Source organism: Bradyrhizobium sp. IAR9, assembly GCF_013408065.1.
Taxonomy (GTDB): domain Bacteria; phylum Pseudomonadota; class Alphaproteobacteria; order Rhizobiales; family Xanthobacteraceae; genus Bradyrhizobium.
In genome coordinates this window covers 1-21,742 of record NZ_JACBZW010000017.1, presented here as the reverse complement: position 1 = coordinate 21,742, position 21,742 = coordinate 1, and the positions used below count along the sequence as shown (strand labels likewise).

18 protein-coding genes and 1 pseudogene are annotated in these 21,742 nt (G+C 63.6%); 8 read left to right on the top strand and 11 right to left on the bottom strand.

All coding sequences use genetic code 11. The features are described from left to right. Positions 1 to 21: 21 nt before the first annotated feature. On the bottom strand, positions 22 to 345 hold the full coding sequence (locus tag GGD67_RS33355) for a KTSC domain-containing protein (protein ID WP_179738732.1): 324 nt from the start codon (positions 343 to 345) through the stop codon (positions 22 to 24). 174 nt (positions 346 to 519) lie between these two features. Between GGD67_RS33355 and lpxA the strand changes: the two genes are divergently transcribed. The 3 genes from lpxA to lpxB are packed head-to-tail and all read left to right on the top strand — an operon-like array spanning position 520 to position 3,363. Continuing rightward, positions 520 to 1,311 (top strand): acyl-ACP--UDP-N-acetylglucosamine O-acyltransferase, encoded by a 792-nt coding sequence (lpxA, locus tag GGD67_RS33350; RefSeq protein WP_179738729.1) that lies wholly within the window; start codon positions 520 to 522, stop codon positions 1,309 to 1,311. Between the two features lie 19 nt (positions 1,312 to 1,330). Further along, positions 1,331 to 2,188 carry an LpxI family protein gene (locus GGD67_RS33345; RefSeq protein ID WP_049814974.1) on the top strand — a complete coding sequence of 286 codons (858 nt, stop codon included), beginning with the start codon at positions 1,331 to 1,333 and terminating at the stop codon, positions 2,186 to 2,188. Beyond that, a complete protein-coding gene (gene lpxB, locus GGD67_RS33340) occupies positions 2,185 to 3,363 on the top strand; it encodes a lipid-A-disaccharide synthase (protein WP_179738727.1) in 1,179 nt (392 codons plus the stop codon). Before GGD67_RS33345 ends, lpxB begins: the two co-directional genes overlap by 4 nt. A 137-nt stretch (positions 3,364 to 3,500) precedes the next feature. Here lpxB and GGD67_RS33335 read toward each other — a convergent pair whose 3' ends face one another. From GGD67_RS33335 to GGD67_RS33295, 9 genes are all read right to left on the bottom strand, one after another. Beyond that, on the bottom strand, positions 3,501 to 4,268 hold the full coding sequence (locus GGD67_RS33335; protein WP_179738725.1) for an SDR family NAD(P)-dependent oxidoreductase: 768 nt from the start codon (positions 4,266 to 4,268) through the stop codon (positions 3,501 to 3,503). Then, complete coding sequence (locus tag GGD67_RS33330; RefSeq protein WP_018320219.1) at positions 4,265 to 5,374, bottom strand: ABC transporter ATP-binding protein; 1,110 nt, start codon at positions 5,372 to 5,374, stop codon at positions 4,265 to 4,267. The genes GGD67_RS33335 and GGD67_RS33330 overlap by 4 nt, the downstream gene beginning before the upstream one ends. Before the next feature lie 10 nt (positions 5,375 to 5,384). After that, entirely contained in the window at positions 5,385 to 6,242 is an 858-nt protein-coding gene (locus GGD67_RS33325; protein ID WP_179738723.1) for a carbohydrate ABC transporter permease, read from the bottom strand. After that, on the bottom strand, positions 6,235 to 7,158 hold the full coding sequence (locus GGD67_RS33320) for a carbohydrate ABC transporter permease (RefSeq protein WP_018320221.1): 924 nt from the start codon (positions 7,156 to 7,158) through the stop codon (positions 6,235 to 6,237). Before GGD67_RS33320 ends, GGD67_RS33325 begins: the two co-directional genes overlap by 8 nt. Then, the gene (locus GGD67_RS33315) at positions 7,155 to 8,441 is read right to left on the bottom strand and encodes an ABC transporter substrate-binding protein (RefSeq protein ID WP_179738721.1); all 1,287 of its coding nucleotides are present in this window, start codon (positions 8,439 to 8,441) and stop codon (positions 7,155 to 7,157) included. Before GGD67_RS33315 ends, GGD67_RS33320 begins: the two co-directional genes overlap by 4 nt. A 57-nt stretch (positions 8,442 to 8,498) precedes the next feature. Then, entirely contained in the window at positions 8,499 to 9,677 is a 1,179-nt protein-coding gene (locus GGD67_RS33310; RefSeq protein ID WP_179738720.1) for an ROK family transcriptional regulator, read from the bottom strand. A gap of 261 nt (positions 9,678 to 9,938) precedes the next feature. Next, complete coding sequence (gltA, locus tag GGD67_RS33305; protein WP_018320224.1) at positions 9,939 to 11,243, bottom strand: citrate synthase; 1,305 nt, start codon at positions 11,241 to 11,243, stop codon at positions 9,939 to 9,941. Between the two features lie 147 nt (positions 11,244 to 11,390). Continuing rightward, a complete protein-coding gene (gltX, locus tag GGD67_RS33300) occupies positions 11,391 to 12,821 on the bottom strand; it encodes a glutamate--tRNA ligase (protein WP_179738718.1) in 1,431 nt (476 codons plus the stop codon). Between the two features lie 143 nt (positions 12,822 to 12,964). Further along, entirely contained in the window at positions 12,965 to 14,887 is a 1,923-nt protein-coding gene (locus tag GGD67_RS33295; RefSeq protein ID WP_179738716.1) for a hypothetical protein, read from the bottom strand. Between the two features lie 176 nt (positions 14,888 to 15,063). Here GGD67_RS33295 and GGD67_RS33290 point away from each other — a divergent pair, with 176 nt between their 5' ends. The 3 genes from GGD67_RS33290 to GGD67_RS33280 all read left to right on the top strand — a co-directional run bounded on the left by GGD67_RS33290 (position 15,064) and on the right by GGD67_RS33280 (position 17,668). Continuing rightward, on the top strand, positions 15,064 to 16,740 hold the full coding sequence (locus tag GGD67_RS33290) for a glutamine--tRNA ligase/YqeY domain fusion protein (protein ID WP_018320228.1): 1,677 nt from the start codon (positions 15,064 to 15,066) through the stop codon (positions 16,738 to 16,740). A 7-nt stretch (positions 16,741 to 16,747) separates the two neighbouring features. Then, entirely contained in the window at positions 16,748 to 17,134 is a 387-nt protein-coding gene (locus GGD67_RS33285; protein WP_179738714.1) for a nuclear transport factor 2 family protein, read from the top strand. Positions 17,135 to 17,305: 171 nt separating this feature from the next. After that, positions 17,306 to 17,668 carry an SPW repeat protein gene (locus GGD67_RS33280; RefSeq protein ID WP_018320230.1) on the top strand — a complete coding sequence of 121 codons (363 nt, stop codon included), beginning with the start codon at positions 17,306 to 17,308 and terminating at the stop codon, positions 17,666 to 17,668. A 135-nt stretch (positions 17,669 to 17,803) separates the two neighbouring features. On the opposite strand, the gene GGD67_RS33275 is transcribed toward GGD67_RS33280, so the two are convergent. After that, positions 17,804 to 19,126, bottom strand: a complete 1,323-nt coding sequence (locus tag GGD67_RS33275; protein WP_018320231.1) for an MFS transporter — start codon at positions 19,124 to 19,126, stop codon at positions 17,804 to 17,806. Positions 19,127 to 19,513: 387 nt separating this feature from the next. On the opposite strand from GGD67_RS33275, the gene GGD67_RS33270 reads away from it, so the two are divergent. Both GGD67_RS33270 and GGD67_RS33265 read left to right on the top strand, forming a co-directional pair. Beyond that, a complete protein-coding gene (locus GGD67_RS33270) occupies positions 19,514 to 19,747 on the top strand; it encodes a DUF2171 domain-containing protein (protein ID WP_024341296.1) in 234 nt (77 codons plus the stop codon). 95 nt (positions 19,748 to 19,842) lie between these two features. Then, positions 19,843 to 21,060: pseudogene (locus tag GGD67_RS33265) on the top strand (ComEC/Rec2 family competence protein); the annotation flags it as partial. Positions 21,061 to 21,742: the final 682 nt, after the last annotated feature.

Here is a 21,742-nt window from a genome sequence, read left to right as displayed (position 1 = left end):
GGGCCGCGCTGGACGGATTCCTCACGCGCCGCAATCGTAGCGGCCGCCGGGTGCCTCGCGCTTAATGCTTTGGTTGAAGAACTGGCCCATGGACGGTGCGCCCAGGAGACGGTCGGCTGTCTCGGCCGCGACGCCGCAATAGCGCGTATAGCTGCCGCCAGTCGCGACGACGAGGTCGCGCTGCGTACGGTCGTAGCAGACACGCTGAAGCACCGTGCTGCGGTTGATGTCGCGGCATTCGAATGTCGCGAGGTCGATAGGGTGGCGTTCGCCGGTCTCGACCGTCTCGGACACGATCGGTGCGGCCGCGAGCTGTGCGAGCAGAAGTGCCAGGGCCCTGACCATGAAAGCTGAAGCTCCGCATGAAGTTGTTGAGGAGCCGGGAAGGCACCTCATCCGGTACTTGAAACAGGCAGAGATGATACGTCACTGGACAGATCGGGCATAGTCGCGCTAACCACCGGAAAACTGAGCGACTTCAACGCATAACCAGACCTTCTTGACGAGTAAGATTGCTTGATGAGCAAGATTGATCCCACCGCACGGGTCGAGGACGGCGCCGTGATCGGCGAGGGCACCGAGATCGGGCCGTATTGCATCATCGGCTCAAATGTCGTGATCGGCGCGAACTGTAAGCTGATTGGGCATGTGCATATCACCGCGCAGACGACCATCGGCGATGATTGCACCATCTATCCGTTTGCCTCCCTGGGCACGCCACCGCAGTCGCTCAGCTACCGGGGCGAGCTGACGAAGCTCCGGATCGGATCGGGCTGCACCATACGGGAATCCGTGACGATGAACGCCGGCACGGTCGCCGGCGGTGGTATCACCACGGTCGGCGATCGCGGCTACTTCATGAATTGCAGCCACGTCGGCCATGACTGCCATGTGGGCAACGACGTGATCTTCGCGACCTCGGCGACACTCGGCGGTCACGCCGAGATCGGCGATTTCGTCTTCATCGGCGGCCTCTCCGCAGTGCACCAGTATACCCGCATCGGACCGCAGGTCATGGTCGGCGGCGTGTGCGGCGTGCGCGATGACATCATCCCGTTTGGGCTGGTCAATGGCCAATATGCGGCGCTGGAAGGCCTCAACCTGATCGGCATGAAGCGGCGCAAGTTCACCAAGCAGCGACTGGCGACGGTGCGCGGGTTCTATCAAAAGCTCTTCCACGGGCCCGGTACCTTCGCCGAGCGGCTGGAATCGGCGCGCCCGCTCGCGGGCGAAGATCCGGCGATCGCCGAAATCCTCGACTTCATCGGCAAGGGCAAGCGCCCGCTCTGTCTTCCCGCCATTGCGAAGTGATTTCGGGATGGCCGCGGACATGACATCGGCGGCGTCGGACATCTCATCGCCGGTCGGCATCGTCGCCGGCGGAGGCGCGATGCCGTTTGCGGTTGCCGACTCGCTTGCCGCCCGCGGCATCACGCCGGTGCTGTTTCCGCTGCGCGGGGCCTGCGATCCCGCGCGGGTGGAGAAATTCCGCCATCGCTGGATCTCGGTCGGCCAGCTTGGTCGCGCAATGCGGCTGTTCCGCGAGGAGGGCTGCCGCGACCTGATCTTCATCGGCACATTGGTGCGGCCCTCGCTCTCCGAGATCCGGTTCGACGTCAAGACGATGCGGCTGCTCGGCAATGTCATCCGCGCCTTTCGCGGCGGCGACGATCATCTCTTGTCCGGCGTCGGCCGCATCCTCGAGCAGGACGGCTTTCGCATGGTCGGCATCAAGGACCTCGCACCCGATCTCCTGATGCCCGAAGGCTGCATCAGTCGCGCCTGGCCCAGCGATACCAGCAAGACCGACATCGCGCGCGGCCGCGCAGTGCTGACCGCGCTCGGCCCGTTCGACATCGGCCAGGCTGCGGTGGTGATCGACGGCCATGTGGTGGCGGTCGAGGACATCGAGGGCACCGACGCGCTGCTCGCGCGCGTCGCGCGGCTGCGCGAGGAGGGACGCATTCGCGCGGCCGCCGGCCGCGGCGTTCTGGTGAAGGCGCCGAAGAGCGGCCAGGATCTGCGCTTCGACCTGCCGACGATCGGCCCGCGCACCATCGAGGGCGTCGCGGCAGCCGGCCTTGCGGGCCTCGCCGTCATCGCCGGCAACACCATCGCCGCCGAACCACAGGCGATGATCGGCCTCGCGGACGCCAAATATCTCTTCGTCATCGGACTGCCAGCGTGATGCAGTCGCGCGATCCCAAGCGCAAGATCTTCCTGATCGCCACGGAGGAATCCGGTGACCGGCTCGGCAGTGCCTTGATGAAGGTGCTGCGCCAGCGCCTCGGCGACGGCGTGCAGTTCGTCGGCGTCGGCGGACGTACCATGGCGCGCGAGGGGCTGGAATCGCTGTTTCCGATCGAGGAGCTGTCGATCGTCGGCTTCGCCGCGGTGGTGCAGCAATTGCCGAAAATTCTGCGGCTGATCCGCGAGACGGCCGACGCCGTGGCCGAGGCGGTGCCGGACGCGCTCGTCATCATCGACAGTCCCGACTTCACCCATCGCGTCGCCCGCCGCGTGCGCGCGAAGAATCCTGAGATTCCGGTTGTCGATTACGTCTCGCCGCAGCTCTGGGCGTGGCGGCCGGGGCGGGCGCGGACCATGCTCGGATATGTCGACCATGTGCTCGGCCTGTTGCCGTTCGAGCCCGAGGAATACCGCAAGCTCGGCGGACCGCCATGCAGCTATGTCGGCCATCCCCTCATCGAGCAATTGCCCTCGCTGCGGCCGAACGCAGAGGAGCAGGCACGTCGCGACAGTGAGCCGCCGGTGCTGCTGGTGCTGCCCGGCAGCCGCCGCAGCGAGGTCAGGCACCATCTCGACGTGTTTGGCCGGGTGCTCGGCCGCTTGCAGGCGGAAGGCCGTGCCTTCGAACTGATACTGCCGACGATGCCGCATCTGGAAGCCACCATCCGCGAGGGCATCGCGAGCTGGCCGGTCAAGCCAAGGGTTGTGACCGGCGAGAACGAGAAGCGCGCCGTGTTCCGGATCGCGCGTGCGGCGCTGGCCAAGTCCGGTACGGTGACGCTGGAGCTCGCACTGTCGGGTATTCCGATGGTGACAGCCTACCGCGTCGGTGCAATCGAGGCCTTCATCCTGCGCCGCGCGATCCGGGTCTCCTCGGTGATCCTCGCCAATCTCGTGATCGGCAGGGATGTGATTCCGGAGTACCTGCAGGAGGAGTGCACGCCGGAGAAACTGGCGCCGGCGCTCGCCGAGGTGCTGACGGATTCGCCGCTGCGCAAGCAGCAGGTCGAGGCCTTTGCCCAGCTCGATGAGATCATGTCGACCGGCAACAAGTCACCGAGCGTGCTCGCCGCCGACATCGTGCTGGCAACGATGCGCAAGGGCAGGCGGTAACGGAGGTCTCGCAGGGTGGGCAAAGGCGCGTCGCGCCGTGCCCACGATTCGTCGCGATGAGAAGAATTCGTGGGCACGCTTCGCTTTGCCCACCCTACGAGACCGTGAACGTTGCGCCATTGTGGCCGGATCAAGTTCTACGCAAGTCCTGCATCCACCCGAAAACACTGGCTGGTGATGCGCTGGCTTTCGTCGGAGGCGAGGAACAGCGCCATATTGGCGACGTCCTCGGGCGTCACTGCGACTGGTACGGCCTGACGCGAGCGCATCTGGACGATGACCTGCTCGTCCGGATACCACAGCCGGCGCTGGCGCTCGGTGATCACCATGCCCGGTGCAATCGCATTGACGCGGATGCGGTCGGGGCCGACCAGCCGGGCGAGCGAGTTGGTGAAACCGACGATCGCCGCCTTTGCCCCGGCGTAGACCGGCAGCCCCGGCGCACCGCGCATCCAGGCGATCGACGACATGTTGATGATCGAGCCGCCGCCGCGCGCCTGCATCTGCGGCACCACCGCTTGCGCGGCAAAGAAGACGTGCTTGAGATTGACGCCGATCATCCAGTCGAACTCTGCCGGCGTCACTTCGGCCAGCACCTGGCGTTGATCATTGGCGGCGTTGTTGACGAGCACTGCGGCATCCCCGAGCGATCGCTGCACCTGTGCCATGGCGGCGCGCAAGGCCTCGATGTCCAGGAGGTCGCATGGCAAGAACAAGGGCGCGGTTTTGGACGCAGCGCTCACCTCCGCGACCAGAGCCCCGCCGGCTTCTTCATCCACATCGAGGAACGCAACGCGCGCTCCCTGCGCCACGAAGGCGCGCACGAAGGCGGCCCCGATGCCGCTGGCGCCGCCGGTGATCAGTACGACGCGGTCCGCAAGTCCGGCATAGCTCGTCTTTGTCATGCGATCAGTCGCTCCGTCTCGGGGTCGAACAGGCAGATGCGGCGCGTGTCGAGCGCGAAGGGGGCTGCCGTCCCCGGCGGGGGGCGGATGTCCGGCGTGATGCGCGCCAGCGCAGACTCGCCGCCGAGCCGCAGCAGCACGATGGTTTCGGCGCCGGTGGGCTCGACCATCTCCACCGGCGCGTGGACGACGATGGGTGCACCGCCGGAGAACACGCGGTTGCCCTCCGCGATGCATTCCGGCCTGATCCCGAACACCACCTCGCGACCGAGATAAGGTGCCGCGGCATCGTATCCCTGCAGACGAAGGCGAACTTCGTCCGGCCGCCCCGCGCCAATCACGACCACAGGACCACCGGCGTCAGCCTCGAGCCGCGCCGGCATGGTGTTCATCGGCGGCGAGCCCATGAAGCGTGCGACGAACAGATTGGCGGGATAGCGGTACACGGTATCGGGATCGGCAAACTGCTGCACCACGCCGCGATGCATCACGGCGATCCGGGTCGCCATCGTCATCGCCTCGATCTGGTCGTGGGTGACGTAGATGATGGTCGCGCCGATGCGCTGGTGCAGCCGCTTGATCTCCATCCGCATCTCGACGCGCAGTTTTGCGTCGAGATTGGACAGCGGCTCGTCGAACAGGAAGAGCAGGGGATCGCGCACCAGCGCACGGCCCATCGCCACCCGCTGGCGCTGGCCGCCGGAGAGCTGCGATGGCTTGCGGCCTAGCAGTGCCTCGATCTGGAGCAGTTTCGCGACATTCGCGACCGCAGCGTCTTGCTCCGCTTTGGGTACGTGACGGCATTCCATGCCGAAGGTGATGTTCTGGCGTACCGTCATCGACGGGTAGAGCGCATAGGACTGGAACACCATGGCGATGTCCCGATCCTTGGGTGGGACGTCATTGACCACGCGTCCACCGATTTCGACGGTCCCTGCGCTCGGATGATCGAGCCCGGCGACGATGTTGAGTAGCGTGGACTTGCCGCAGCCGGATGGCCCGACCAGCACCGTGAACTCGCCGCTTTCGATGTCGAGATCCACGCCCTTCAGCACCTCCAGATTGGCGTAGCGCTTCGACAGGGTTCGAATGCTCAGTGCTGCCATGACAACTCCATCATTTCACGGCCCCGGCAGTCAGGCCGCGGACAAAGTATTTGCCACCAAGGAGATAGATCAACAGCGTCGGGAGCGCCGCGATGATCACCGCGGCGCTCTGCACGCCGTGCTGCGGTATGTCTGCGACTGCAGCGGACAGCGCGATGAGAGCGGCGGTGACAGGTTGCTGCTGGCCGCTCGTGAACGTCACGCCATAGAGGAACTCGTTCCAGATATGCGTGAACTGCCAGATCACGGTGACGATCAAGATCGGCGGCGAGAGCGGCAGGATGATGCGCCAGAAGATGCGGAAGAACCCGGCGCCGTCGATGCGCGCGGCCCTGATCAATTCATGGGGGATGGCGACATAATAGTTGCGGCAGAACAGCGTGGTGAAGGAGAGCCCCTGGATCGTGTGAATCAGCACGAGGCCTGCCAGCGTGTTGATGAGACCGATGTCGCGCAGCACGATGGTCCAGGGCAGCAGGCGCATCTGCTGGGGAAGGAACAGGCCGAGGGTCACGATGCCGTAGATCCAGGTATCGCCGCGAAAACGCCAGAGCGATACGGCGTAGCCGGCGACGGCACCGAGCAGGGTCGAGAAGATCGTCGCAGGAATCGTGACGAGGGCGGAGTTCAGCATGTACGGCCGGATGCCGGCGCAGGTCTCGGCGACGCAGAAGCCGCTCCAGGCAGCCAGGTAGTTGCTCCAGGCCCAGTGCTGCGGCCAGCCGATCATCGAGCCCTGCGCGATTTCCTCGTTGCTGCGGAGCGAGTTCAGCACGACAACAGCCAATGGCGCGAGCCATGCCGCAGCGATCAGCAGGACGATGAGGTAGATCAAGATCCGGCTTGGTGCGAAGGTCCGCTCACGCATGGGCGGCCCGCCGTCGTTGGACATATCGCCACGCCGCATACGGCAGCAGCACCGCGAGAAGAATGAGCAGCATGAGGACTGCCGCCGCCGCGCCCCGGCCGAGCAGGCTGCGCTGGAACATCAGGTCGTAGACGACCAGTGCCGGCAGCTGGGTCGCGATTCCCGGTCCGCCATTGGTGAGCGCGCGGACGAGGTCGAACGTCGAAATCGCGAATTGCAACTGGATCACGACGACGGTGATGGTGATCGGCCAAAGCGACGGCAGAATGATGCGCCGGTAGATTCGGATCGGTCCCGCGCCGTCGATCTGGGCGGCCTTGATGATGTCGGTGTCGACGGAGCGAAGGCCGGCAAGGAACAGCGCCATGGCGAAGCCCGAGGATTGCCAGATCGCGGCGATCACAATGGTCCAGATCGCCATGTCGCGGTCGATCAGCCAGTCGAACTTGAAGGAGGTCCAGCCGAGGTCGTGGACCAGCTTCTGGATTCCAAGGCCAGGATTGAGCAGCCAACTCCAGACCGTGCCGGTGACCACGAACGACACCGCAAGGGGATAGAGGAAGATGGATCGCAGCAGGTTCTCGCCGCGAATGCGCTGATCGAGCAGGATCGCAAGGGCGAGGCCTGTCACCAAGCTCAGCAGCACGAAAGCGCTGCCAAACAGCAGCAGATTGTCGAAGGCGATCTGCCAATTCCGCGACGCCGCGACCGCCGAGTAGTTGCGCAGCCCCACCCAGCCCGAGACCGGGATCAGCGTCGATGGCGTGAACGAGATCCAGATCGTCCACAGCGAGAACGAGACGAGGTGCGCGGCGGACAGCAGCAGCGGCACCCAGATCATCAGATATTCGGGCAGCCGGCGCACCCATTCAGGAAGCGCCGGCCGGCCCGGTCTGATCGAGACGGCATTGGTCAACGCGCGCCCTCGACGGCCTCGGCGAGGCGGGTGGCCGCCTGCTCGGGCTTGATCGTCTTGTTCTTCACGTACTCCGTGATCACGTCGATCATCGCGGCGGTCATGCCGTTTTCCTGCGCCATGTTGTGCGCAAGGCTCAGGACCGCCTGGTTGCTGGCGATCGCGTCCTTCAGGGCTGCCGCGGTCCGCCGCTGACCGTCCGACCAGCCTTCGCCGGACAGATCGACGTCGGTGCGCACGGGGATCGATCCCGTGATCTGCGAGTACATGGTCTGGATCGCCGGATCCATGACGAGCTGGGCCATCAGGGTCTGGCCGGCCTGCAGGTCGGGCTCCTTGCGCTGCCAGAAGATGAAGGCATCGGCGTTCAACAGGAACACCGGCTTGCTATTGTCGCTCGGACCTGGCGCGATCATGAAGTCCTCGAACTTGAAGCCGGCATTGCGCAACACGCCCTGCGCCCAGCCGCCCATGATCATCATGCCCATGTCGCCGTCGATAAAGCGCTTGAGATTGGTCGAGAAGTGCTGGGCGCCGACATTGGGGTCCATCCAGTCGGCGATCTTGCGCACCTGCGCGAACGCAGCCTTGATCTCGGGGCCCTCCAGGGCCTTCTTCTCGAGATTCATGATGGCGGCGCGGTAGGCGAGGGGACTAATGCCGGCCAGGGCGGCCTCGAATTTTTGCCCGTCGTCGGGGCGGGTGCCGCCGTTGGCGACGGGATAGGGGACGCCGCCCGCTTTCATCTTCTCGGCGAGGTCGTTGAAGTCAGCCCAGGTGACGGGGATCTTGTCGGCCTTGGCCTTGTCCATCGCGCGCTTGGACAAGAACAGCATGTTGGTGCTGTAGATCTGCAACGGCAGTGCGATCCATTTGCCGCCCGGCTTGTGCAATTTCGCAAGGTCCGGCGCGACAACTTTCTCATAGCCGGCGGCCGCGACCACGGCGTCGAGATCGACAGTCGGGGCAATCTTCGACCAGGCTGCGATCTCGGGACCCTTGAGCTGCGAGCAGGCCGGCGGATCGCCGGCCATGATCTGGGCGCGCAGCTTGTTCATCATCTCGGTGGTGAAACCGGGGACGGGCGAGTGCTGCCAGACGCCGCCTTTCTCCTCGAACTTCTTGCCGAGCGCGGTGATGGCCGCCCCGTCGCTGCCCGCGGACCATTGCGAGATCGCGGTCAGGCGCGGCTTGACCGCGCTTTGCGCGCTGGCAAATGCCGGCAGTGCGAGCGTGGCAACGGATCCAGCGAGCAGACGGCGCCTTGTTGTCGTGATCGGCATGGCAGTTCCTCCCGGTGTGAACTCTCTTGCGCGCGAGCCGCGCAGCTTCAGGCCATCTCAGGCGGCCTCCGTCGACGCGGCCGGCATGCCGCCGCGGCAGGCGAGGCAGAACGCGGCGAAGGCCAGCGCGGCCCTGGGATCATTGCCGTTCGACGGCGGCACGAAAGCCAGCGACACCTGCGCATGCTTGCGGCCGCCGAGCAGGCAGGCATCGACGCCGTCGACCAGCGCTTTCCGATCGCCTTCCGCAAGGAGCGAAGGCCAGCCGGAGATGGCGACGCCGTGACAGGGCTTGACGTTCAGCGTGTTGCCGATCGCAAGCCCAAGGCGATACAGGCGATGCCGCAGCTCCTGGCGCACGCGCGAGGAGATCGGGATCGCAGTCACCCAATCGCTGCCGAGCTGGAGCAACTCCGGCTCGGGCACGCCGAGAAGCTCGGCCAGCGCCGGAAGCGAGGTATAGGCCTCGACACAGCCGAGGTGGCCGCAGCGACAGCGCGGTCCGCCTTCGCCAAACACCATGTGACCGAGCTCGATCGGCTGGAGCGCGTCGGTCTCGGCGGGATCATCCATCCAGGCGCCCGCAACGCCATGGCTGACAAACACGAACAGGTGCGTGTCATTGAACGGATAGTTTTCCGTGCGACAGCGATGGAATGTGGCGTGCGCCACGACCGAATTGGTGAATTCGACGGGCACGTCGGCGAACATCTCGCCGAACATGTCGCTGATGCGCCCGACGTCACAGGGAATGATGGGATTACCCGCGGCGCTGAGCCGGCCGAGGCCCGGAATGGAGACGCCGACCTGCGAGAGGACGACGCGGCGGCGCCGCGTCCAGTCGCGCAGCAATGTCATCGCTTCGCGAAAGGCCCGGCCGACGGTCTCGACGGTCGGCGTCTTCGGCAGCGGTACGCGCTCGGTGTAGTGCAGCTCGCCCGACAGGCCGCCGACGCCGACGCTGAGGTGCTGAGCGGTCAGCTCGAAGGCTGCGAGGGCGACCGCTCCATCGAGCGACACGAGGCCGGTCGGGCCGCCGACGTAAGGGGCAGGGCGCCGTACTTCCTCGATCAGGCCTTCGGCCTTCAGGTCAAGCAGGATGCGCGACAGGCTCGCTTCGGACAGGCGCACGGCCTTGGCCAGCGGCGGGCGAAACGAGCCGCCCGACTGAAGCAGATGGGTCAAAATGGCAGCGCGCGTCTGCCGCCGACTTCTCGGCTGCTCCGGCATTTCCATCCCTGTCGTAATTCTTACTTAGTGTAAGAATTTGCGCGCGGAGCGCTCTGACTGTCAAGGCGTTTGCAGCCGTAAGCGTGGACTTGTTGTTGTGCGCGGCAGCAAGAGTGTCACGGCCCGATTGGTCTCGTAGGGTGGGCAAAGCGAAGCGTGCCCACGACTTCGTATCTGTTGCGCTTTGCCCACCCTACGGCACCGCCACAAACAAAAACGGCGCCATCCTGCGATGGCGCCGCTTCGAAAGCCGTATCGGCTTGGAGCTTACTTGCGATCCTTGATCGCGACGTAGTCGCGGCGGGTGACGCCGGTGTAGAGCTGGCGCGGACGGCCGATCTTCTGCTGCGGGTCCTCGATCATCTCGCTCCACTGGCTGATCCAGCCGACGGTACGGGCGACCGCGAACAGCACGGTGAACATCGAGACCGGGAAGCCCATCGCCTTCAGCGTGATGCCCGAATAGAAGTCGACGTTCGGGTAGAGCTTGCGGTCGATGAAGTACTGGTCGCTGAGCGCGATCTTCTCGAGCTCGAGCGCCACCTTCAGCATCGGATCGTCGCCATGGCCGGTCTCCTTGAGCACGGCGTGACACATCTTCTGCATGATCTTGGCGCGCGGATCGTAGTTCTTGTAGACGCGATGACCGAAGCCCATCAGGCGGACTTCGGAGTTCTTGTCCTTCACCTTGGCGATGAATTCGGGAATCTTGTCCACGGAGCCGATCTCGGCGAGCATCGCGAGGGCTGCTTCGTTGGCGCCGCCATGCGCCGGACCCCACAGGCACGCGATGCCGGCGGCGATGCAGGCGAACGGGTTGGCGCCGGACGAGCCGGCGATGCGCACCGTGGAGGTCGAGGCGTTCTGCTCGTGGTCGGCGTGCAGGATGAAGATCTTGTCCAGCGCGTCAGCCAGCACCGGGTTGATCTTGTAGTCCTCGCACGGCACGGCGAAGCACATGTGCAGGAAGTTCTCGGCGAACTTGAGCGAGTTCTTCGGGTACACGAAGGGCTGGCCGACCGTGTACTTGTAGGCCATCGCCGCCAGGGTCGGGATCTTGGCGATCATGCGCATGGAAGCGATCATGCGCTGCTTCGGATCGTTGATGTCGGTGGAGTCGTGATAGAACGCGGCGAGCGCGCCGACCGCAGCCACCATGATCGCCATCGGATGGGCGTCGCGGCGGAAGCCTTGGAAGAAACGGGCCATCTGCTCGTGCACCATCGTGTGATGGGTCACGCGGTCGTCGAAATCCTTTTTCTGCGCGGCAGTCGGCAGATCACCGAACAGCAGGAGATAGCAGGTCTCGAGGAAGTCACCGTTCTCGGCGAGCTGCTCGATCGGGTAGCCGCGGTATTCCAGCACGCCCGCGTCGCCGTCGATATAGGTGATCTTGGACTGGCAGCTCGCGGTGGAGGTGAAGCCGGGATCGTAGGTGAACAGGCCGGACTGGCCGTAGAGCTTGCCGATATCGATGACATCAGGCCCGACGCTGCCGCTGTGGATCGGGAGATCGTAGTTCTTGTTTCCGACCGTCAGCGTAGCGGTCTTATTGCTCGGTTTTGCGTCCATCGTAGGTCCCCGATGAAATGTGAAGCGGGCCGGAGCCGGAGGCCCCCTTTGCGAGATGATGGGGCAGGCCGGATGTTCCAGAAGGTACGGGGGAGATGGGTATATTATTGCTGTGTGCGCTGCAAGATCACCGCACGCATGCTCGACTTACGTCGTAGACTGATCTTTAAGCCGGCCGAGGCTTTCCTGGCGTCCCAGGACGTCCAAAACCTCAAATATACCAGGCGACGTCGTCCGTCCGGTCAGCGCGGCCCGCAAGGGTTGGGCGACCGCGCCGAGCTTGAGACTATTTTCCTCGGCAAAAGCGCGCAGCGCAGCTTCGGTGGTGGCGCCGCTCCACGTCTCGACTTTCTCCAGCGCGGAATGAAGCTGGCCGATCAGCTTGCGGTTCTCTGGCGTCAGCAGCGCTTGCGCCTTGGGATCGAGCTCCAGCGGCCGGTCGGCGAAGATGAAATAAGCGCTGTCGATCAGCTCGATCAGCGTCTTGGCGCGCTCCTTCAGGGCCGGCATGGCCTTGAGAAGCTGGGCGCGCGTGGTGTCGTTTAACTTGGCCTTAAGCTCGTCGCGCGCGGGCACGAGATGGTCGAGCACGTCCTCGAACATCTTCACGAGTGATTGATCGTCGGCGTGGCGGATGTAGTGGCCGTTGAGGTTTTCCAGCTTGGCGAAATCGAAGCGGGCGGCGGCACGGCCGACGCTGGCGAGGTCGAACGCCGCGATCATCTCCTCGGTCGAGAAGATCTCCTGGTCGCCGTGGCTCCAGCCGAGCCGGACGAGGTAATTGCGTAGCGCGGCCGGCAAATATCCCATGGCGCGGTAGGCATCGACGCCGAGCGCACCATGGCGCTTGGACAGCTTCGAGCCGTCCGGGCCGTGGATCAGCGGAATGTGGGACATGCTCGGCAGAGCCCATCCCATCGCATCGTAGATCTGCTTCTGGCGCGCGGCGTTGATCAGATGATCGTCGCCGCGGATCACATGGGTGACGCCCATGTCGTGGTCGTCGACCACCACAGCGAGCATGTAGGTCGGGTTGCCATCGCCGCGCAAAAGCACGAGGTCGTCGAGGTTCTCGTTCTGCCAGACGACGCGGCCCTGGACCTGGTCCTCGATCACGGTCTCGCCGGTCTGCGGCGCGCGCAGGCGGATCGTCGGCTTGACGTCGGACGGGGCTGCCGCGGGATCGCGGTCGCGCCACATCCCGTCATAGAGGCGGGTGCGCCCTTCCGCGCGCGCCTTCTCGCGCATGGCGGCGAGTTCCTCGGCGGTGGCGTAGCAGCGATAGGCCTTGCCGTCGGCGAGCAGCTGCTCGGCGACCTCGCGGTGGCGCGCGGCGCGGCTGAACTGGTAGATGACGTCGCCATCCCAGCCGAGCTCCAGCCATTTCAGCCCGTCGAGGATGGCGCCGATCGCGGCCTCCGTGGAGCGCTCCCGGTCGGTATCCTCGATCCGCAGCAGCATCTTGCCGCCATGCTTCTTCGCATAGAGCCAGTTGAACAGCGCCGTACGGGCGCCCCCGATATGGAGGAAGCCGGTCGGCGAGGGAGCGAAGCGGGTGACGATTGGGGATGTGGTCATTCGTGGCAGGTGGTGGACGATGAGGACAGGTCTCGCAAGCGCGTGGGTATAGCAGGAACCGGCGGCAACGAAAGCCGGAAATCATCAAGCGCTAAGCGTCGCTTCTGTTCCGCGTCGGCGGCTGTCGAGGCCCTTGACGCTGGTCAGCGATCAGGTGGCGCAACGAACTGCTTCGCTGCGGTGGCGTCGAACGGTCGGGTTTCAAATCCCCGGACCAGCCACAAATCGGCCGTTCGCGGCGGGGTGTAGCGCACGCGGCCGTCCGCCAGGATCATGTGGAAACCGTCCTGTCTCCAATTCGGGATTGCCATCCAAAGCTGTTTCCCCGTGGCGATCTCGTATTCGACGAAGCCGCCGAAGTCGGCATCCCGTGCGACAATGTGCAGGCTATCGGACAGGAAGCGGACGTCATCCTTGTCGACATGCATGACAATGTGTCCGTCCGCGACATCGACGATGTCGGTGCCCCTGGAGACGCCACTGGCCGTGTAGTCCAAGCGGACAATCATGAAACGGCCGTCAGCCGACAGGTCACGTCGGAGGTTTTCTGGCAGGGGGCCCTTGAGGCTCTTGCGTTCGACGACGCCGAGTTCGGCGATGATCCGATCGCAGAAAATTACGCCGCACTGCGCGTGAAAATTCGACGTGAGCGGTACGATCAACCCGCTTTTCTCGGACCGTGCCGGGCGCCAAGTGCCTTTCACGAAAACGGTACCTTCGTCGTCATTAATCAGCAGCGGATCGCCCGCATCCGAGAGCCGCAGAATGTCGCTGATTCTGCCATCGCCGACGTGATGCTCTCGTAGCGTCTTGCCGTTGTCGGAGGACCAGACCGCGACCGTCCCGCCTACTTTCGATGCGATCCAATGGCCGTTCGGGGACAGTACGATAGGCCGCCAATTCTCGGACCGCATGCTCCGGGGGATCTCGAAGGTCGCTTGTTTGCCTCCGCGCCTGACCGTCATCGACTGTCTCAACGACGAACCATCGCGCGATATATCGTGTAGGACGGCGATCGTCCTGTCGTCGTCGGAAACGGTGCCGTAGCCATCCGGACGAATGGAAGCGACTTTCCTGCCATTGCGGAGGTCCCATGCAGCCCACTCCGGACTGCCAGGAATTCCCCCACCTCTCAGGATCAATTCCCCTCCCGGAGCAATCGAGAAGTTCTGCTCGTACCCACCGTCGAAATCCAAGGGAACGCTGCACTTGTTGCCCAGGGTCTGGGTTGCCCTGGCCGTTTTGGGCCCTTTGTCCGGACCGAAATAGGCAATCTCGAAGACCGCAAAATCCAGATGATTGGGTTCGCTTTCGCCCCTGCTGTTGCCAAAGACGAGGTGCTTGCCATCGTAGTCGAACGCCGGAGGGCTGAAGCCGCAGGTATCGCTCGCAAGCCGGAAGAAGACCGCAGTCCTTTCCTGCTTCAAATCCCATATCTGGAACGCCTTCCAATCGGCGTCGCCGACGGAACCAACGATCGCGTAATCTTGCGCTGGATCGAGCGTAATCTCGTCGAACTGCTTCAATTGCGGGAAGTGGGACTGAAGATGATGGCGCGACAGCAGTTCTGGCGGAACACGGTTGCTGGCATCGTTGCTCTCGTAGGACAACGAAAGCTTCGCGATGTCGTGGAAATCCGCTGGCGGCGCGTTTGAGGCCGGCCGCCCCGTCGCCGCGTCCCAGGCGACGCTATGTCCATCGTAGTCCCGAGCGAAGACGGTCTTGCTGTCGGACGAAATTGACACGGCGGCAATGTGCAGGCCCGGGCTGGTGAGAATTCGCAGCGTGATGCCATTGTTGATGTCAATCAGCCGCGCCCCCGAAGCCCGGGGTGAGGTGGCGATGAACCACAGGCTGTTGGGCGCAATCAGGAAGGCCCGGTTACCCCCGGCCTCGGTTTGCGGGGTTGCGACGAAGCCCTTGAGTTCACCCCGGCCGGGACTCTCAACGGTCGTGCCGCCGGCAGCCGCTTGAGCTTCCTCCGCGAGGGTCGGATTGGCACTGCCACATGCAAACACGATGAGTGCCATTGCCAGGAAGGCGGCGAAGCGAGCGACGACCGTCATGAATGGAGAACCTCGGAGTCCTGCGGTGTGGCAAGTATGCCATCCATGGAGTGCGAAATTCGAGAAAATCTACCTATAATAGTTGCTGAAGAGCTTACGACTGACGCGAAACCGGGCTTGGCTCAGCCTCCCGAATTTGGCAGAAGGACCGCTGATTTCCCTGCAGGATTTTCGTAATGACAGAACCGGTGGCGATTGAGGTTGGGCGCGATTTCATTCGTGACATCATCCAGGCCGACCTCGATCAGGGCAAATACAGGGAGATCGTGACCCGGTTCCCGCCGGAGCCGAACGGCTATTTGCATATCGGCCATGCCAAGTCGATCGCGCTCAATTTCGGCATCGCCCAGGAGTTTCCTGGCCGCTGCCATCTGCGTTTCGACGACACCAACCCGGTCAAGGAAGAGCAGGAATATATCGATTCCATCCAGGCCGACGTGCGCTGGCTCGGCTTCGACTGGGGCAAGAACCTGTTCTTTGCCTCCGACTATTTCGAGCGCCTGTACGAATGGGCGGAGCAGCTGATCCGCGACGGGCTCGCCTATGTCGACGACCAGACCCAGGAGGAGATCCGCTTCTCGCGCGGCACGCTGACCGAGCCCGGCAAGAATTCGCCGTTCCGCGACCGCAGTGTGGACGAAAACCTCGACCTGTTCCGCCGCATGAAGGCCGGTGAATTCCCGAACGGCACGCGGGTGCTGCGGGCCAAGATCGACATGGCCGCGGGCAACATCAATCTGCGCGACCCCGTGTTGTACCGCATCCTGCATGCGCATCATCCGCGCACCGGCACCAAGTGGCACATCTATCCGAGCTACGATTACGCCCACGGCCAGTCGGACGCCATTGAAGGCATCACGCATTCGATCTGCACGCTGGAGTTCGAGGACCACCGGCCGCTCTACGACTGGTTCATCGAAAAACTGCCGGTGCCGTCGCAGCCGCACCAGTATGAATTCGCGCGGCTCAACCTGACCTATACGCTGCTGTCCAAGCGCGTGCTGACCCAGCTCGTCCGCGACGGCCATGTCGCAGGCTGGGACGATCCGCGCATGCCGACGATGGCGGGGATGCGCCGCCGCGGCGTGCCGCCGGCCGCGTTGCGTGAATTCGTCAAGCGCATCGGCGTTGCCAAGGCCAACAGCGTGGTCGACGTCGGCATGCTCGAGTTCTGCATCCGCGAGGAGCTGAACCGCACGTCGCAGCGGCGCATGGGCGTGCTGCGGCCGCTCAAGGTGGTGATCGAGAACTATCCTGAAGGGCAGACCGAGGAGCTCGAGGCGATCAACCACCCGGACGATCCCTCGGCGGGCACGCGGAAAATCACGTTCGGCCGCGAGCTCTATATCGAGCAGGACGACTTCATGGAGAACCCGCCAAAGAAGTTCTTCCGCCTGTCGCCGGGCAACGAGGTGCGGCTGCGCTACGCCTATTTCGTCAAATGCACCGGCGTGATCAAGAACGATGCCGGCGAGGTGGTGGAGCTGCGCTGCACCTATGACCCCGCGACCAAGGGCGGCAACGCGCCCGACGGCCGCAAGGTCAAGGCGACGATGCACTGGCTGCCGGCGGCGAATTCGGTGCCCGCGGAGATCCGCATCTACAACCAGCTGTTCGCCAATCCGAGCCCGGACGCCTCGAATTTCGCGGCGGATCTCAATCCGCAGTCGCTGGAGATCCTCGCGGACGCGCGGATCGAGGCATCGGTCGCACAGAGCAATTCGACCGAGCCGATGCAGTTCGAGCGCCAGGGCTATTTCGTGCGCGACAAGGACTCGACGCCCGGCAAGCCGGTGTTCTCGCGCACCATCGGCCTGCGCGACACGTTCGCGAAGGAAGTCGCGAAAGGTTGAGGCGCACATGAGCAGCGAAGCCGACGCCATCGTTTCCGCCATCATCGCGAAATGGTGCGCCGGCTTCGCGACGCTCGATGCGGGCGCGCTGTCATCGCTCTATTCGAAGAGCGCGTTCTTCTTCGGCTCCAACCCAAGACTCTATCGGGGCAGGGACGGCGTTGCCGATTATTTCCACGGCCTGCCGCGCTGGCGCAAGCCAAGCGCTGTGTTTTCCGATGTGAACGCAGCGCAGGCCGGCCCTGATCTGATCAACATGGCCGCGACCATCACGTTCGATCTCGCGGGCGAGCGGGACGATCTCATCGTCAAGATGAGCTGGGTGATCGTCCGCGAGGACGGCGACTGGAAGATCGTCAATCACCACGCCTCGTCGCGGACATCGCTGATCTAGCGGCAGCGGAACGTCCTGCGTCCTGACGCAAGGCGGTTGCTGGGGCCCTTTCCAGCGACATACGTGTCAGGATTGGCGCCCCGGATCAGCGCAGCGGCAACATAACGCAGGTTGGATGGATGCATTTTCATCGGTGCGCCCCATCTAATTGGAAGAGGGGAGGTGAGCATTATGCGCATCCAACATTGGCAAGATGCTGCCAGCCTGTTGGTCGGCGTATGGCTGGTCCTGTCGTCCTTCATCCTGGGCTTGTCCGGAGCGGCTGTCTGGATCACCATCGCGCTCGGGCTCGGCGTCGTGCTCTTTGCCGTAGAAGCGTTTGTCATCCCGTCATATCTGGAAGAGTGGGGAGAAATGCTGCTGGGTCTGGCTCTTGTGCTGGCGCCTTGGACCATTGGCTATGAGTCAGCATCAGCCACGGTGAGCAGCGTATTGTCGGGCATATTGGTGATCTTGCTCGGCGGCTGGGAACTGATGACCGATCGTGACTTCACCGCCTGGTGGCACGATCGCTGGCATCATCCAGCCGGCTGACAAGAGCGTTTAGCCGAACTTCGCCGACCTCTATCCACTGACGGTCGGAGAGGGGGGATTTGGCTCCGGCATTCCGAAGGAAATGTGCGGTGCAGGGCCTCGCGGTCCTGCACCAGGTCATCCCATCACAAGCCATTACAATGCGGCTCTGGGCTCGATCGGTTGCCAGATGCTGATCTTGCGCGTCTCCGGCATCAGGAAGACAGCGAGCACGAAGCACACCGCGGGGACCACGATCGGGTAGATCAGTGCGTAGCCGATGCTGCCGGTCGCGGCGAATGCCGCCGAGGTGATGAACGGCACCAATCCGCCACCCCAGCCGTTGCCGATGTGGTACGGCACGGAGACCGACGTGTACCTGATCCTGGCGGGGAAGAATTCTGCCAGAAATGCGCCGACCGGCCCGTACACCATCCCGACGTAGCAAACGAGGATAAAGATGATGAAGATAGCGGTCGGATAGTTGATGTTTCCGGGCTGCGTGACCGATCCCAGCCACAGATACAGCGGATAGTACGTGATCGCGGCGAGCAGCATGCCTCCGAGGATCACCGGCTTGCGGCCGATCTGATCCGACAGCCAGCCAAAGAAGATCAGGCTCGGCGTTGCAATGAGCAATGCTGCTCCCACGATGTAGGCCGAGGTCAGCGGGTCCACCTTGGAGACCTGCTGCAGAAAGTATAGCGCCCAGAATTGACCACTGTACCAGACCACGCCCTGTCCGATCAGGACCACGATGGCGATCCCGATGTATTTGATGTTCGAACTGAGGAAGGCCTCCTTCCACGGATTCCTCGTCATCTGTCCGCGGGCCTTGATCTCCTGGAAGATCGGCGTCTCCTGGAGCTGGAGGCGAATATAGATCGCGATGGCCACCAGCAGGAAGGACACCAGGAACGGAATGCGCCACGCCCATTCATCGAAGGCCTGATTGCCGGCATAGGTTCGGGTCAGGATGATGACTGCCAGCGATACCACGATCCCGAGAGTCGGAGAGGTCTGTAGCCAGCCGGTGTAGTAGCCGCGCTTGTCGTCAGGCACATGCTCGGCAACATAGGTGATGGCGCCACCATATTCGCCGCCCAGGCACAGCCCCTGGATCATGCGCAAGCCGAAGAGAAGGATCGCAGCCGTCAGCCCGATCGACTGGTAGGTTGGGATCAATCCGATCGCTCCCGTGCCCAGTCCCATTCCGCTGAGCGTAACGAGAAACGTATATTTGCGGCCGACCCGGTCACCCATCCATCCGAACAGGAATGCTCCCACCGGACGGATCAGAAATCCTGCCGTGAACAGCGCGATCGTGCTGAGCAGGGCGGCGATGGGGTGGGACTGTTCAAAGAACTTGACCGATAGAACTGCGGCCAGGCTGCCAAAGATATAGAAATCATACCATTCGATGATGTTTCCTACCGACGCAGCGATGATCACGCGGCGAAAATCGCTCGGTACCTGCATGTGCGCCTCCTATGGTTTCAAAACGCCTCCTCGCTTGATTCAGCGTCGATCTTCTCGCGGAGAGCGTGATGCGCGGCGTTGCAGGCGCCAATTCAAAGAGTTGCGTCGGCAACGTCTGACCTCAGGCGCGTTTGGCGCCACCTGAGAAGAGCTCCGGCGGCCTTAGAGCCGAGAGCCACCACTGCCTGCCCGTCTGTCGGGGAGGCGGGGAACCGTAGTGTAATCCCACCGCGGGCTGCCAACTTATGAGACTTTCGGCTCAATCGATCTGACACGGGGCGTTTTTGCGACAGAGATCGCAAGGACTCGAATTGTCCGCGACGTCTGGTAATCAGCGAACGGAAAGGCGTCTCAGGCGTTGTGAGGGGGCCGGAAAAGGAACCCACCATGCAGAACATCGCAGAGCATATGGAAGTCATCGGCGCCGACGGCGTCCACGTCGGCACGGTCGATCGCGTCGAAGGCAATCGCATCAAGTTGACTAAGAAGGACAGCGGTGAGGGTAGCCACAAAGGCCATCATCATTTCATCGACAAGGGTCTCGTTGCCGATGTCGAGGGTAACAAGGTGCGGCTCTCTGCCAAGGCGTCGGTCGCCGTGACCATGGAAGAGGAAAAGTAGGGGCGCCTTCTCGCGTTCCCGATTTGTACCGCTATTCGCGCGGTCGCACGTTCCGGTAGCCTCTGTGCCAGTCGCGTCGCGTTAGGTGCAGGGATATGGCGGAGCCGGGCCGGCCAATACGCTCCCAGGGAGTTGCCGGGACGTGGCCGGTCGGCCGTGCGGCACCGGCTGGCGGCTTTGCCCCCGCGGGCTTTGGAGCTTGGCCGGCAATCGTCGAGACGCTGCGGGAATGGGCCCGCGCCGAGGCCGGCGCGGGGCGACTGTTGCCGTGGGTGCCGGTCGCCTTCGGCGGCGGCATCGCCCTTTATTTTGCCGCCGATCATGAGCCAGTGCTGTGGGTCGTTGCCGCGACGGCGATCGCGCTCACGTTTGGCGCGATCCTGTTGCGGCGGAGCCGGCTCTTTGCGCCTGCGATCATGATTGCGGCGGTCGCTTCCGGCTTTGCCGTGGCGACCTGGAAGACGGCGCGCATCGCCCACCCCGTGCTGGCCAAGCCGCTCTATTCGGTGTCGCTGTCGGGTTTCGTCGAGGCCCGCGATATCCGCGAGCGCACCGATCGTTTCGTGCTGCGCGTCACCGCGATGGAGGCGCAGCGCAGCGAGGTCAAGCTGGAGCGCGTCCGCCTGTCGGTGCGCAAAGGCACTGCGCCCGAGGTCGGCAGCTTCGTGCAGCTCAAGGCGCGGCTGATGCCGCCGCTCTCGCCGGTGCGCCCCGGCAGCTACGATTTCTCGCGCGACATGTTCTTTCAGGGCATCGGCGCTTCCGGCTTCGTGATGGGCGCGATCACGGCCTCAATCCCGCCCGATGCCGGCGGCCTGCGGCTGCGCTATGCCGCCTTCATGCAAGGCCTGCGCGATACGATCGATGCGCGCATCCGGGCCACGCTCGAGGGCGACAACCGCGCGATCGCGACAGCGCTGCTCACTGGGCGGCGCGATGCGATTTCCACGCCGGTCAACGACGCGATGTTCATCTCGGGGCTCGGGCACGTGCTCTCGATCTCCGGCTATCACATGGCGGTCGTCGCCGGCGTGGTCTTCTTCGCGGTGCGCGCATTGCTGGCCTTGATCCCGGGACTTGCGGCCGGCTTTGCCATCAAGAAATGGTCGGCGGCCGCAGCGCTGGTCGCGGCTGCGTTTTATCTGCTGCTGTCGGGCGCGGAGGTCGCGACACAGAGATCGTTCTTCATGACGGCGGTGGTGCTGATCGCAGTGATGGTCGATCGCCGCGCCATCACCTTCCGCACGCTCGCAGTGGCGGCGCTGATCGTGCTCGCGGTCGCACCGGAGGCGCTGGTGCATCCGAGTTTTCAGAGATTGAATGCGTCACGGACTTGAGCCCTGTCCAAGCCAGCAAAGCCATTGAGTTCCCTACGGTTTTTGGAGCTGCCGGCATCGCTCCCCCGGAACGAAAGCCGCTCAAAACTGGGCAAAAACCCCGGATTGGCAGCGCAGAGTCCCGGAAAAAGTCCCGGAGTGACTAGCGGGCGTTCACGTGGTGTTCGATGCCTGGCCGTCGTCAATCTTCCCGGCTTGTTCGCCTAAACACAACCGCACAACCAAATAAATCGCTTTTAAGTTGCGCGCCCCCGTTGTTCTCCGGAAAGAACACCCGTGGAAATTAAATAGGTCAGCATTTGTTCTCTAAACGTGTATTTACACGCGGAACACCTAGAAGTAAGGCCGCTGAGTTGGGGCCTCAATCCCGCGGACAGTCCAGGAACGACCGGCAAGCGACTGGATTGGTGCTGTGCTCCGGCTCCATGCCCCGGTCCCGGAGTAGTCCAACGGTCCCAGCCGCCGCCAAAAGCTGGGGCCGTTCTTTGCCGTTTTGTTATTTGGGACCGAAGGCACTCAGGAGCCCGATCAGGACGGGTATCAGGGCGACGCAGGCCCATAGAGCTGGCGCGCCAGAGTTTAGGCCGGCAATGAAGATCCCGATGCCAAAGCCGACGATAAAGGCCGAGATCGCATAGGCAGCTACTGTGTCCATCGG